Source organism: Halobacteroides halobius DSM 5150, from assembly GCF_000328625.1.
In the GTDB taxonomy this organism is placed as follows: domain Bacteria; phylum Bacillota; class Halanaerobiia; order Halobacteroidales; family Halobacteroidaceae; genus Halobacteroides; species Halobacteroides halobius.
This window is the reverse complement of record NC_019978.1, coordinates 324,126-338,565: the sequence shown is the minus strand read 5'-3', so window position 1 is coordinate 338,565 and position 14,440 is coordinate 324,126. Positions and strand designations below refer to the sequence as shown.

Annotated in this window: 11 protein-coding genes, 1 pseudogene and 1 riboswitch; of the genes and pseudogenes, 1 reads left to right on the top strand and 11 read right to left on the bottom strand. The window is 33.0% G+C overall.

Features of this window, described 5'->3' with window-relative positions:
• Positions 1-101: 101 nt before the first annotated feature.
• The 4 genes from HALHA_RS01610 to HALHA_RS01595 all read right to left on the bottom strand — a co-directional run bounded on the left by HALHA_RS01610 (position 102) and on the right by HALHA_RS01595 (position 3,591).
• On the bottom strand, positions 102-527 hold the full coding sequence (locus HALHA_RS01610; protein ID WP_015326055.1) for a CBS domain-containing protein: 426 nt from the start codon (positions 525-527) through the stop codon (positions 102-104).
• Between the two features lie 68 nt (positions 528-595).
• Positions 596-1,774 (bottom strand): MFS transporter, encoded by a 1,179-nt coding sequence (locus HALHA_RS01605; RefSeq protein ID WP_015326054.1) that lies wholly within the window; start codon positions 1,772-1,774, stop codon positions 596-598.
• A 23-nt stretch (positions 1,775-1,797) separates the two neighbouring features.
• A complete protein-coding gene (locus tag HALHA_RS01600) occupies positions 1,798-2,646 on the bottom strand; it encodes a DMT family transporter (RefSeq protein WP_015326053.1) in 849 nt (282 codons plus the stop codon).
• A 12-nt stretch (positions 2,647-2,658) separates the two neighbouring features.
• Positions 2,659-3,591: an AEC family transporter gene (locus HALHA_RS01595; RefSeq protein ID WP_015326052.1), complete on the bottom strand. Its 933-nt coding sequence runs from the start codon at positions 3,589-3,591 to the stop codon at positions 2,659-2,661.
• A 108-nt stretch (positions 3,592-3,699) separates the two neighbouring features.
• On the opposite strand from HALHA_RS01595, the gene HALHA_RS01590 reads away from it, so the two are divergent.
• Positions 3,700-4,650 carry a hypothetical protein gene (locus HALHA_RS01590; RefSeq protein WP_015326051.1) on the top strand — a complete coding sequence of 317 codons (951 nt, stop codon included), beginning with the start codon at positions 3,700-3,702 and terminating at the stop codon, positions 4,648-4,650.
• An 82-nt stretch (positions 4,651-4,732) separates the two neighbouring features.
• On the opposite strand, the gene HALHA_RS01585 is transcribed toward HALHA_RS01590, so the two are convergent.
• The 7 genes and pseudogenes from HALHA_RS01585 to guaA all read right to left on the bottom strand — a co-directional run bounded on the left by HALHA_RS01585 (position 4,733) and on the right by guaA (position 14,349).
• Entirely contained in the window at positions 4,733-7,246 is a 2,514-nt protein-coding gene (locus tag HALHA_RS01585; RefSeq protein ID WP_015326050.1) for a bifunctional aconitate hydratase 2/2-methylisocitrate dehydratase, read from the bottom strand.
• 112 nt (positions 7,247-7,358) lie between these two features.
• Complete coding sequence (locus HALHA_RS01580) at positions 7,359-7,817, bottom strand: chemotaxis protein CheW (RefSeq protein WP_015326049.1); 459 nt, start codon at positions 7,815-7,817, stop codon at positions 7,359-7,361.
• 271 nt (positions 7,818-8,088) lie between these two features.
• Positions 8,089-9,257 (bottom strand): annotated as a pseudogene (ltrA, locus tag HALHA_RS01575) (group II intron reverse transcriptase/maturase).
• 843 nt (positions 9,258-10,100) lie between these two features.
• Positions 10,101-10,253 (bottom strand): hypothetical protein, encoded by a 153-nt coding sequence (locus HALHA_RS13390; RefSeq protein WP_015326048.1) that lies wholly within the window; start codon positions 10,251-10,253, stop codon positions 10,101-10,103.
• Positions 10,254-10,340: 87 nt separating this feature from the next.
• Positions 10,341-11,024, bottom strand: coding sequence for a nitrite/sulfite reductase domain-containing protein (locus tag HALHA_RS01570; RefSeq protein WP_015326047.1), 684 nt, complete (start codon positions 11,022-11,024; stop codon positions 10,341-10,343).
• Positions 11,025-11,134: 110 nt separating this feature from the next.
• Positions 11,135-12,442 (bottom strand): NCS2 family permease, encoded by a 1,308-nt coding sequence (locus HALHA_RS01565; RefSeq protein WP_015326046.1) that lies wholly within the window; start codon positions 12,440-12,442, stop codon positions 11,135-11,137.
• Positions 12,443-12,527: 85 nt separating this feature from the next.
• Positions 12,528-12,629: riboswitch (purine riboswitch) on the bottom strand.
• Between the two features lie 169 nt (positions 12,630-12,798).
• Positions 12,799-14,349, bottom strand: a complete 1,551-nt coding sequence (gene guaA / locus HALHA_RS01560) for a glutamine-hydrolyzing GMP synthase (protein WP_015326045.1) — start codon at positions 14,347-14,349, stop codon at positions 12,799-12,801.
• Positions 14,350-14,440 lie beyond the last annotated feature (91 nt).

Below are 14,440 nucleotides of genomic sequence, written 5' to 3'. Positions count from 1 at the left end.
TCCTTACCTTTTGTAATTCTATAATTAGAAATAAAAACCTTCTTAATATTATAACTAATATAAAAAGCCCTCCACAGAATTGTAGAGGGCCAAGCTATTATTTATTCAGTAGGTTTACTAGGTGTAGAAATATAAGTTAAAGCGTTTCCAGCTTCCATTTCTAATTTATTACTAACAGCTAAGTCACCTAAAGCAACCATTCCTACTATTTCTTCATTTTCTACAATTGGTAATCTTCTAATCTGGTTGGCACCCATAATTTCAGCAGCTTTTTGTGCATCCATATCCGGAGTTCCACATACTAAATCTTTAGACATAACATCTTGAGCTCGAGCATTAGCATTCCTACCATCTGCAACGTTTCGAATAGTTATATCTCTATCTGTAACAATCCCTACAGGCTTCTTGCCTTGACAGACTGGGACTGAACCTATATTATGATCCCTCATTGCAGAAGCAACATCACTAACACTAGAGTCCGGTTTAACTGCTGAAATCTGATTAGTCATTATATCTCTAAGTTTCATAATTAACATCCTCCTCCTTTTAGGATTAGGATATGTAATTAGCTAAATTTTAAACATAATTTTAAAGTTTACTCCTCACTACATTCCTTTTTTAAAATATAATTTCTTCTTAAATAAAAAGTAGCACTAACTAAAATGGCTAAATAAATAACAAATACTCCAAGTCCCATACTCACTCCTACTAAATCATTAATAAGCCCTACAACCCAATTAGCAAATATTATATTACCAAACCCTCCTGCTGTCAGTGTTAATCCAACAACAGATGATGTATTATCCTCAAAAACTTCAAACATCGTAGCCTGTATAGTAGGAAAATTAACCGATAAAAATAGCCCAGTTAAAGAAAAGAAAAAAGCAAAAGAATCTGGGCCAAGCAAACCTAATAAAATAGTAACTGCTGCACTTACAGAACTAATTAATACTAAACGTAAATAGCCAATTTTCTCTACAATAACACTAGCTAGAAAACGTCCTAAAGTAAATAACCCAAAGAATAAAGACAGATAAAAACTTATCTCTGTTTGAGTTCTATTTTGAACATCATCTAAATAAACCCCCAACCAACTACTTAAACCTATCTCAGCTCCAACATGAAACAAAAACATTATAACAAAGATAATAACCTTAGAATCACTTAGTAATTCTGTAATTGTTATCTCTTTACTACTAACCTCCTTATCTTCTTGAGGAAAATCGCAAAACCAACTAAAAAGAAATAAAATAATAACCAGTACTACTCCTAGAAAATAGGTTGCTTCCCAACTGAAACCTAACTTAAAGACTTGATTAGCATACTGAGGAGCTATCATACCACCAATGCCAAAGAAAAGATGAAATAAATTCATCATCCGTCCTTTATTTTTAGTAAATACATGGGAAGCAAGAGTATTTCCAGAAACATTTAAAGTTCCTAAACCTACTCCCATAATTACCATAACTATTAATAATAGATAATAACTATCTATAAAACCAATAAATATTAATCCACAACTCTGAATTAATAATCCACTCCAAAATATAACCTTTAAATTATACTTTTGAATTAAAGTTCCACCAAAAAAAGTAGCTAAAATACTTCCCCCCGAGAAAAAACCTAAAACTAACCCCAACTGCGAATAATCAATCTTATAATCTTGCTGAATCAATGGATTTACTTGTCCTCTTAAGTTCGTAAAGATTCCAAAAACTAAAATCACCATAAAAGCTAAAATAACTAGTAACCTATGATTTAAATTCTGATTCATACCTTATCCTCCCAAAATATAATTTAATTAGAAATTACCAAATAACTACTGACTAAAATCAATCCGCCCCCTAATAAAGTTGTTACTGTAGGAATTTCCTTTAAAAATATAAAGGCTAATAGAATAGCACTTAAAGGGTCTAAATAGCTTAATACACCTACATCCTGTACTTTACTTAAGCTTAACCCTTTTAAGTATAATATTAACGCTAGAGCAGTATGTACAACCCCTAATAAAATTAATAATATCCAATAACTTCCCTCAGGTTGCTGATAATCCAAAACAAATGGAGCTAACATTAAAATAGCAATCCCTGTTTGGATTAAAGTTAGTAAATAAGATGATAAATCTATAATAAATTTATTAAATACTGTAAACAAAGCATAAAAAAAGGCTGCTATTAGCCCATAGCTAATCCCTTGCCAACCACTTAGCTTCAAACTAATATCTCCCTTAGAAAATATAATAACCGCTCCTATAAAACTTAATACTAAAGCAATTATCCCTTGTTTAGTCAAAGTTTCTTTAAGCCATAAGCTAGATAATAAAGTAGCTATCATAGGTGCAGTATAGTAAATTAAAGTAGCATTTGCAATTGTAGTGGCTTTGACTGCTTGAAAGAAGAAGATCCAATTTAAGGCTAAAGCAACTCCACTTCCTAGCAATAATAATTTATTCTCTTTTAGCTTTTCTAATTTAAAACTCTTTTTATTAATTACTGCTACAGATAACAAAAAAAGAAATGCAAAGAATACTCTATAAAAGACAATCAATTCTGCTGAATAAGGGATTAAACGCACTATTATCCCAATACTACCCCAAATTAACATTGCTAATATAATAAATAGATAACCTGATTTTTCCTTAAACATTAAAATCCCTCCTTAAAGCAAATAAACAATTAAAGGAATAGTAAATATTGATAGCAAAGTAGTTAAAAATACTCCTTCAGATGCTAATGCCTCATCCCCTCCAAATTCCTGAGCAAAAATAGCCGTATTAGCTGCAGCAGGCATAGCCGTTAAAATAACTACTACTCCTAAAATTAATCGATCTAGATTGAAATTCTGTAAAATTAATAAAGTGGTTAGTGGTAAGATTAATAATCTAATTAAAGTTATTAACCATAATTTGGAGTTGTAAATAATATCTTTTATCTGTACCTGGGCCAAAATAGAACCAACTACAATCATCGACAATGGGGTTGTTGTTTCCCCTAACATTTCTAACGAATAAGTAATAGGCTTAGGCAACTCAATTGAGAATATGAATAATAAAAAACCAACTGTTATAGAAATAACTCCTGGATTTAATAAACCCTGCAATGATAGGTTTTGTCCATTTTCTTGGCTACGACTCATAATCATTATACCTAACGTCCATAGCACAAGATGAAAGACTAAATTATAAATAGCAGCTAGAAAGATTCCCTCTGTTGAACCATAAACTACTTCAATCACTGGATACCCCATAAAACCTACATTACCAAAGATTAATATAAATTGATAGACATCCTTAAATCTTTGTTCTACAGATAAAAAATGAATCACTATATAAGAAATAATTATCATTAATAAATAGACTAACACAGCATTAATAAATACACTACCTAATTGTGTTAACCGCTCTAAACTAAATTGATAACTCATAGAATCAATTAATAGAGCTGGTAGAGTAACATAGATAATCAAATTAGTTAAATTCTGTTTCAGACTATCATCAACAATCTCTAGCCTTCTAATTGTAAATCCAACCATTAGTAATAGAAATAAAACCAATGTTTGATTAAAAACCATTATAAAGTTAATTATAATCATCCTTTCTAATAATCCTCCCTGACATCTACTAAAAAAACTATATAATTAAAGCAAAGTGTTTGCAGTTTCATTATTAATTGCTATAATAATCATAGAGGAGGGATTAATGTGAGTAAAAGTTTTTCTATTCAAGACTTAACTAATTTCTTTAATCTTCAATATGATGAATTACAAAATCACCTCCAGCAATTTACTGGGCAGAATAAAAATTTGGTTCATCAGCAAAATGAAGAATATTTTGTTACAGAAGTAGGCTTTGAACACTTACAAAAATCTTTAGAAGAAAGCATCCAAATCACTGATCATAATTTATTGGAGTTTATTATCTGTAAAAAAATTGAAGAGTTTAGTTTAAGTAAAGATAATAACTTTATCTTTCAGTATACTAAACGAACCAAACTAGAGCAACAGAGAGATTATAAAAAATTAGAAAATCTACCAACTACAGTTCAAAATAAGTATAGTGATTTTGGTGAAAAGATATTAACCTGGCTACAATCTGAATATGTATCATCTAAACTAACTAAATTAATTATTGACCGTTTACCAGAAATCAAACCCCAAGATAATCAAATTAATTTAAGAATTACCTTATATAAAGGAAATCACCCCTCAGATATCAATTTAAAGATAACAAATAACACTACTAGTTTACAACAAATAGATACTCAACAATTAAAAGATAATTTAAAAATGATTCCTGAACTAAATCACTATCTTAAAAATTCAGAAATTAAAATTAATCATGAACTACTTCTTAATTTACAACAAATTTTAAATAAAATCAAACGAAAAAGGACAGTCCAACAAATGTTCAAATGGCTAGTAGGCTTAAATCCTTATTATTTAATTATTCCTGAACCAGAAACAGTTATTGCAGATTTTACTAAATTAGAATTACCTACAAGTCTTAAGGTTACTTATCAACAAGAAAAACTAATCGCTAATTTTAATAATAATTGTAACTTAGTCGCCAAAATCATATCTAATGATAATCAACCTCAGTTAATCATTGACTTCCAAAACCTACCTAATCAAATAAACCTACTCTCCTTTTAATATATTCTCAACTATAAGCCTACAAGTTTATATTAAAATTCCCTCCTGCTTAAGCAAGAGGGAAGCAAAAAATTAAAATTTATTAACAATACATCTTAAAATATTCTTCTGCTGTTGGGATTCTACCTAAAATAGCTGCCATAGCTGCTACATAAGCACTCCCCAAATAAGTTTTAGAATCAGCTGGGCCAATTCTAGATTGATAATTACGAGTGGTTGTAGTTAAAGCAGTCGCCCCTGAACCAATTCTTCGTTTATTACCCATACATAAACCACATCCAGGCATAATTACTGTAGCCCCTGCAGCTGTCAATTTAGCTAAACTACCATCTTCAGCTAATTGATTATAAATATCTAAGGATGCAGGTGAAACAACAAAGTTAACATCTAGATTAACCTGTGCTCCTTCTACAATCCGGGCTGCTGCTCTAATGCTTTCTATATCTCCACCTACACAACTACCTACAAAAACTTCATCAAGTTCAACCCCACCAACTTCATCTAAATCTGCTACATTATCTGGATGATGTGGTTTAGCCACTAAAGGCTTATTTACTTCATCTAAAGGAACTTCAATCGTAGCAGCATAATTAGCATCTTCATCTGCTTTTAAAAGAGTAGGATCAGCTAAAAAGTCCTCTAAAGCTTTACTAGCCCTTTTAACTGAAGGATTACTATTAGAGTCTGGTCTAGATTTTAGATATTCTAAATTATCTGCAATAGCTTCTAATGTAACCTCATCTGCTGGTATAACTCCTGCCGAAGCACTTCTTTCTGCTACAGCATTAGTTAAAATATATCTTTCATCATGGTCTAAGAATTCTACACCTTCTATTTCAATAATCCGGCCATTAAAGACATCCTTACCTACTGTTTTTTCAGCATAAACAACTAAAGTTGAAATTAAATCCCTTGCTGTAATACCTTCCTTAGGCTCCCCCTTAAAAACGACTCTTACGGATTCATCCATGGTTAAATCTTGCTTACCATACTTCATTACCCCTGCTACAATATCTGAAGCAGCTGGGAATGAAATACCAGTTGGTGTTCTAGTATGAGAATCACCACCTACAATTACATCTGTTGGTAATACGAAGCGATTACCAATTGTATGAATAATTCCTTCTCCAGGCTTTAAACAGACTCCTCCCCGGTCAGTAACAAATTCTCGCATAAATTTATGCTTATCTCTAGCTTCACTAGATGGACATTCACCTGTATGACATAGAGATTGAACTACAAATTCAGCTCCAAAGTCTCCTCCTGCCATAGACTGATACTCATCTAAAGTCATTGGCCCTGTTGTATCTTGAGAGTAAGCTCCTCTAATTCTAACAGTAGCAGTTTCTCCTGGTAAAATAGTATCCTTACCATCAATTCTATTTTTCCCCACAATCTTTTGGGCCAAGGTTTGAGGTGGTTTCTCATCAGCTGGAGTTGCTTTAGCTGGTAATCTATCTTCATTAAATTCGATTCCTTGCTCTTGACAATACTCTACTGCCCATTGTTGTAGTTCATTTCCAGCATCAAAATAAGTCATACCACCAGCAGCTACTTTATCTAAATTATACTGGATAGGTAATTCAATCTCTATTTCTTCTCCATCAGCAATAAGTTTCTCTTTTCTTAGATCCAACTCTAAACTAGCACCTTCATCTATACCATCCGTATCACATTTTACAGGTAAAATACCAGAAGCAATTAAAGAATTCTCAAAAATAGGAGCCATACTTTTAGCAATTACAACGCCCCCTTCTTTCTTCTCTGGTTCACCTGCTACCGGCTTACCTAATATTTGTAGCATTGTATAGGTAGCTGATTTACGAGAAGAACCTTCACCTAAAGCTTCTCCAGCTACAAAAAAGATATCAGCACTTTCCTCTTTTAACTTAGCCAATCTTTCTAAAAAATCCGCCTCATCTTCTCGACCATCCATTATAAATTGAGCATGTAATGGTTGGTCAGTTCTACTATCAGCATTCTTAGATGGACTTAAATGTCCTGTAGTTAGATTATCTCCAACTTTAATTGATAAGCCTTGGTAGCTATTTTCTAACTCCCAATCCTTAGCAAACTCACGATTGGCCCAACTTTTTATTACTTGTTTAAATTCTTCTTCCTTTTTAGCTAACTTAGCTACTCGCTTAAATTCATTTTGATTAACTAAGACTGTATCCTTTAAAATATCAATGATCTCTTCTACAAAAAATCCTTTAGCAGCCAGTTCAATTAATTCCTTAGTTGCTGCGCCACCTCTCATTTTAGCTAATAAATCAAGAGCTTCTTGAGCAGTTAAATAATCACTTTCTAATTCCCCTGCTACAAACTTTGCTAGCCCCTTAGCTTTAGCATATGATGAAGGAAATGTACCCCTTCTTACTTCCTCAGATAATAACCTGATTAATAATTGATCAACTCTCTCAGTTGAAAAAATAGTAAATTCTTCTTCTCTAAGTCCTTCTAAAGTTAATCCTTTAACTACTGAATGTGTCTCTTCTTTAGTTAATGGTCGAGGTTCTAAATCATATTTTTCTTTACGTTCTACAGCTTTTACTTTATAATTTTTTAGCATATTAAATAAATCTTTCCGTTGCATACTCTACTCCTCCTAATAGTCTTTTATCAATGATTATATACTAATTATTATAATTTTACAAATTCAAATCTATAACAAAAAATCTTCCCAACTAGGGGAAGATTTGCGTAAACTAATTATTTTCTTTAGCAGCTTGCTCAATTTGTACTTGTTGTTCATCAGAGAATAATCTATCAAAATCTAATAATACAATTAATTCTTCATCCAATTTAGCAACTCCAGATAAATACTCTGTTTTAATTCCAGCCATATTTCCTTTAGGCTTCTTAATCATATTTTCATCAATCTGAATCACATCAGAAGCATCATCAACGATTAATCCTGCCTTAACTCCATTAATCTCTACAACTAAGACTCTACCATCATTATTATCTTTAGTTAATCCTAAGCGTTCACCTAAATTAACAATAACTATCACTTCACCTCTTAACTCTATAATTCCTTTAATAAATTGGGCACTTTCAGGTAAAGTAGTTACTTCTTGTGGTTTAATAATCTCTTGCACTTCTGTAATTCTGATTCCAAACTTCTCATTACCTACTTTAAAAATAATAAACTGATTAGTATCCACTTAATTATCCCTCCAATTATGCTACACTCTATAATCGTACATGATTTAAAAATTCGTACTTAATTATGATATTAGAGATAATTAGTTAAAATACCTGCTAGATAATATAATAATTTATATCTTCTAATAAAGTAGGACCAGCCTCACGGCTGGGACCTCTTGTCAAACTGCACGTACGGTTCTCCCGTATACAGCTTTCGGTCATTGTTGCTCCTTAACAGAGAGTAAGTTATCGTCTTTGTGTTGCCACAAATGTATATTTTACTCTTGTCTAAAGCACATCGGTAAGCAGTGATTCTAGTCCTAAATCTCTTAATATTTTATTAGGAAGGCGATAATTCTGTCCTTTCGCCTTCTTTCCTTCTATAAAACAACGTACTCTCATTCTTATCCAACCATCTAACTTTTTATATAGTCCTTTAACATTTCCTAGTAGAAAGCTATTACCCCAACCTCTAATAATTAAATTAAGTAATAATTAAATTAAGTTCATCAATCATTACAGCTACTCCTATTGATCTATTCCTTTTGGTTTTCTTTCTTACTTTATCCTTGAAACTTTTAATAGAGCTCTCTTTTGGCATTTTATAATCACCATTATAAAATCTAAATTCTAGAAATTTAAACCCATCATCAAAATTCGTAATTACTGTTTTCCGAGGATGTAGTCTTAAGTTTAATTCATTTTCTATAATCTGGCGAGTTACTTCCAAAGCACGTTCTGCTTTAGCTTTACTCTTAGCCATAATTATAAAGTCATCGGCAAATCTAACTATCTTATATCCTCGACGCGTCATTTTCTTATCAAAGTGATGTAGGTAGATATTTGCTAAAAGTGGAGAAATTACGCCTCCTTGTGGAGTTCCCTCCGTTGTTTCTTCTCTTCCCTTGCTCAGTCATGACACCTATAGTAAGCCACGACCTAATAATATCTAATATCCAACCATCACTTACTTCCTCTGCTATCAGCTCCATTAAAATTTCATGGTCTATTGTATCAAAGTAAGATTTGACATCTGCGTCTAATACCCAATTATAACCTTGTTCTTTATATTCTTCTACTTTCTTAATTGCATCTTCGGTTGACCTATTAGGTCTAAAACCATAAGAACAGTCGCAGAATATTTCTTCAAAGTGTATCTCTAGAATCTGTTTCACTGCTTGTTGGGCAATTCGGTCTTTAATTACTGGAATACCTAGTGGTCTTTGTTCTCCATTTCCTTTTGAGATATACGTTCTTAGAACTGGTTGTGGCTCATATCTATCTTCTGTTAACTGGCGATATAAAGCACTCATATTCTTAGTGTAATTTTCTCTAAATTCTTCAACTTCTACACCGTCAATCCCTCCACAACCACCATTATTCAAAACTTTCTGAGCTGCACAATGTAAATGTCTTTTCTTAGTCACTAAATCTTTTATACTATATAGCGAACTAATTTTTTTTCACCTATCCTACCTCACGACTTACCAGTTCTTCCTATCCTGTCTTAATATCTAAACCCCTATATTCGTAGCATTCCTAAGCACGTCTTCTAAGCTCTCGCCAATCGCACCTCTTAGTTTACTACTACTTAGGTCATGGTTTTTCTTAAATTCATCACGCTTCCAGTTATGATTTTCTGTCCGCTATTTCTTTTAAGACTTATTGTCTTTAACAATGTTTAAACCATTTTGATTTAAATACCATCAACACTCAATTCTAAACTTCAATAACCTGGCTATCCTTCACTGTAATCAACTTTCATTGATTTTTTTTTCACTACTATGATAGCTTCTGAACTCTAATATTTCATCGCTTTGACTTTCCCTATTCAGGTTATATCATCACTTATCTTTATAAATTTCTATAAAGACCATATTAGAGCATCCTCTGGTCACCTATGCTATATTCCAATCATTCCGACCATAATCACACTCATTAGCCTAACATATTCCTATGGTCTATAAGTTAGCCTTGGACTTCCCCATTATTTTGGTGAGTCGTCACTAATGAATGCCACCTTCGGTTCACATATTGTTCCGGACTGATTTTTCGCCTCAAACTCTTCAGATTACATCTCACGATGAACACCCTGTTACTGTTGGCTTCATATCCTGTTCTTTATTAACTTAGGTTGACGTTTGTTTTCTCCGTTTGCTCACCCATTTCGTCTGTGAGTGCCACAATATCTCAACCATATTATCCATTCTTCCAGAATAGGCAGGACTTACACCTACTATCATCATAGACTACAGAGCACACAAAATAAAAAACCAGCCCAAAGGCTGGTTTAAAATAAATTAAAGAGCAAAAACAGCAGTAATTAATTTATGCAATGGAGTAGAAATACTCGCTTGCTTCTGTTCTACCAAATCACTACTACAACTTTTACAATAAAAGTCCACAGTATAATTCTTAGTTCCACAATCTCTACATACTAACTTACTACGCATAGATACCCCTCCTTATAAACTTATAATCTTATAGTGATAAACTAAAATTATCTCTTATGCATACTTAATATACCAAAACTTTTCTAGTTATGCAAGTAATACATTACTTTTAAACTCATCAAATCCTATCCGATCAATAAATACACCTAATCTTTCTCTCTTATTACCATGTTTTTTAAAATAATTAACTATATTATCAATTATAGCTAATGATTCTTCTGGAGTTTGATTATGAACTAACAAATCGCCTAATCGTGCCTTACGACCACCATGGCCTCCAACATAGATACTAAATCCTTTAGCAGTACCCATCAATCCAATATCTCTAAATTCAGTATCCATACATTTATTTGCACATCCACTAACTCCCATCTTAAATTTGCCAGGTAATGTTACTCCATGATATCTTTCATCTAGCTCCATCCCTAAAGATACAGAGTCCTGTTGACCTCGCTTACAAAAGGTTGTTCCCGGGCAAAATTTCACACTTCTAACACAAATACCTATTGCATATCCAGGATCCATTCCTAAATCTACCCATGCCTTATCTATATCATCCTCTTGCAAACCTACAATAGCAATTCTTTGTGAACTGGTCGCCTTTACAACAGCTGCATCATATTTTTTAGCCACTTCACCTATTTTGATTAATTCTTCAGGTTGCATAATGCCGCCTGGACTATGTGGTGCAATAGCATAAGTTCCATCTCGTTGTAAAACTGCTCCCTTCTCTAACAAATCTTTTTTAGTTCCTTGTTCTGTTACATCCATAACTTACCCTCCTCTTTCTACACTCTCAATTAAGGATTAGTATCTGACTAAAATAATAAAAATATACATAAAAAGCCTCCTCATTTAGAGGAGGGTTAAAATTGATTTCATTATAAATACATATATTTCAAAATAAATAACGCACCTAATAAATAAATAATCCAGTGCACCTCATCACCTTCACCATGAAAAAACTTCATAATTGGATATAAAATAAATCCTAAAGAAATTCCTGTTGCAATCGAATAAGTGAAAGGCATAGCAATAATTGTTACAAAACCAGGTAAAGCTTCAGCGATATTTTCCCAATCAATCTCCGTTACATTTTCTAACATGATAGAACCAACAATAATTAAAGCTGGTGCTGTTGCTGCTGCCGGTACAATTTTAATTATTGGAGTAAAGAAAATAGATAAAATAAAACATAAAGCCACAATTACACCTGTTAATCCTGTTCTCCCACCTTGAGCTACTCCAGAAGCTGATTCAACATAAGTTGTTACTGTTGGTGTTCCCATCATTGATCCACCAATCGTTCCAATTGAATCAGCTAATAAAGCCTTATCAGCTTTAGGTAAGTTACCATCTTTATCTAAGAAACCTGCCTGATGACTAACTCCTATTAAAGTCCCTGCTGTATCAAATAAATCAACAAATAAGAAAGCAAATACTATAGTTAAAATTCCTTGATTTAATGCTCCTGTAATATCAGCCTTAAAAACTACTGGAGCCCAATCAGCAAAACTAGGAACCTTAACTATTCCTGTTGGAAGTTCAGTTATTCCCAGCGGAATTCCTAGTACTGTTATAATTATAATTCCAAGTAAAATGCTTCCTTTAATATCCTTAGCCATTAATAATCCAGTAATAATAATCCCTACAATTGCTAAGATAGCACTAGGATTGGTTAAGTTACCTAAAGTAACTAAAGTAGCACCACTATTAACTACTACTCCAGCATTTTGCATACCAATAAAAGCAATAAACAAACCAATCCCTGCACTAACAGCTGACTTTAAAGTTTGGGGCATAGAATTAATAATTGTCTGTCTAACTTTAGTTAAAGTTAAAGCTAAAAAGATTATCCCAGAAATAAATACAGCACCTAAAGCTTCTTGCCAGCTAAGCCCCATTCCTAATACAACAGTATAGGTAAAATAAGCATTAAGTCCCATACCAGGTGCTAAAGCGAAAGGATAATTAGCTAAAAAAGCCATACATAATGTAGAAAAAGCAGCTGATATAGCCGTAGCAATCATTACCGCTTCAAAAGGCATTCCTGTTTCTGCAACAATTCCAGGATTAACAAAAATAATATAAGCCATAGTCATAAAAGTTGTTATTCCAGCCACTACCTCAGTCTTAACATCAGTATTGTGTTTTTCTAAAGCGAATACTGAATTTAATAATTTTGTCATATAAATTCCCCTTTCTAAAATACAAAACTTCTAAGTTATAATCCACTTAGGACTTATTACTTAGAAGTTAGGATAGAATATGATTATTAATCTATTACTATCCCGTAGTCGACCAGTTTGTGGCTAGTCGGTAGAAACTTCCGGGCCCTATTCCCGAGATTATACGGAATTATATTTTTATAATATTTGTCTTTTTGGTTTCGACAAGATTATATTAGCATATTTTTATCTGAATTTCAAGAAAAATATTAATATTTTTATTATTTAATATAATTTTATTCGTAATAACCCGAACTATAATTATTAGTTGTAGATTATAATACGATAATTCATCTCTCGATTTCTAAAATTTCTTCCTATTCCCATTCAATAGTTGCTGGAGGTTTAGATGTAATATCATATACTATTCGATTAACTTCTGGAACTCGATTAGTAATTTGCCGAGATATTTTTTCTAATAGATCATGAGGTATTTTGGCCCAATCAGCTGTCATAGCATCTTTACTCTTTACTGCTCGCAGCCCAATTGTATAAGAGTAAGTTCTTTCGTCCCCCATCACCCCTACACTACGCATTGGAGGTAGTACAGCAAAGTATTGCCAAATATCACGACTTAAACCAGCCTGCTTAATCTCTTCTCTAAAAATAGCATCAGCTTCCTTTAAAATTCTTACTTTCTCTGGTGTTATTTCTCGTAAGACCCTAATTCCTAATCCTGGACCAGGAAAAGGCTGACGCCAAACAATTTCTTCAGGTAATCCTAACTCTTCTCCCACTTCTCTAACTTCATCCTTGAATAATTCACGCAGTGGTTCAACTAACTTAAACTCCATATCTTCTGGTAGTCCACCTACATTGTGGTGACTTTTAATTGTAGAAGCAGATTCACTACCTCCACTTTCAATCACATCAGAATAAATTGTTCCCTGTACTAGATATTGAGCATTACCAACTTTTTTTGCTTCTTCTTCAAAGACACGAATAAATTCAGTCCCTATAACTTTTCTCTTCTGCTCTGGATCAGCCACACCCTCTAGTTGAGATAAAAATCTCTCTTGAGCATCAATGGCTATTAAATTCATATCAAACTCTTTCCCAAAAGTTTCTTTTACTTCTTGAGCTTCATTCTTTCTTAATAAACCATGGTCCACAAAAATACATGTCAGCTGATCCCCAATTGCCTTATGAACCAAAGCTGCAGCTACAGAAGAATCAACTCCTCCTGATAAACCACAGATTACTTGCTTACTTCCAACCTTTGCTTTAATTTCCTCTACTGTCTCTTCAATAAAGTTAGAGGTTGTCCAATCTCCACTAGCATTGCAAACATTAGATAAGAAGTTATTAATAATCTCTGTTCCACGTGATGTATGCACTACCTCAGGGTGAAATTGCACCCCATAAAAGCCTCTCTTTTGATCTCCAATTGCAGCCACTGGAGAATTAGAAGTCTCTCCTATAATCTCAAACCCATCAGGTAATTCTGTTACTCTATCCCCATGGCTCATCCAACATTCTAAATTTTCTCTCATCCCAGCTAATAAACCTAATTCCTGCCTAACCTTTAAGATAGCTCGACCATATTCTCTCTCATCTGCTGCTTCTACCTTACCTCCAGCCAAAGTATGACACATTAGTTGCATGCCATAACAAATCCCTAAAATAGGAATTCCTAACGCAAATATTTCTGAATCAACATCAGGAGTATCTTTACTATATACACTAGCTGGCCCCCCAGAAAAAACAATTCCTATTGGATCCAAACTCTTAATCTTTTCTAGAGAAATATCATATGGTACTACTTCAGAATAAACATTCCCTTCTCTTATTCTACGGGCAATTAATTTACTATATTGACCTCCAAAATCCAAAACTAAAACCAGTTCATGATCTCTTTTGTGTGCCATTTTGTCCCTCCTAGCTTTATTATAAACCAAAAACCCCAAGCTATAATCCTAAACTAGGACCAAACTTGGGGAAATAGAAGCATTTAAGGGC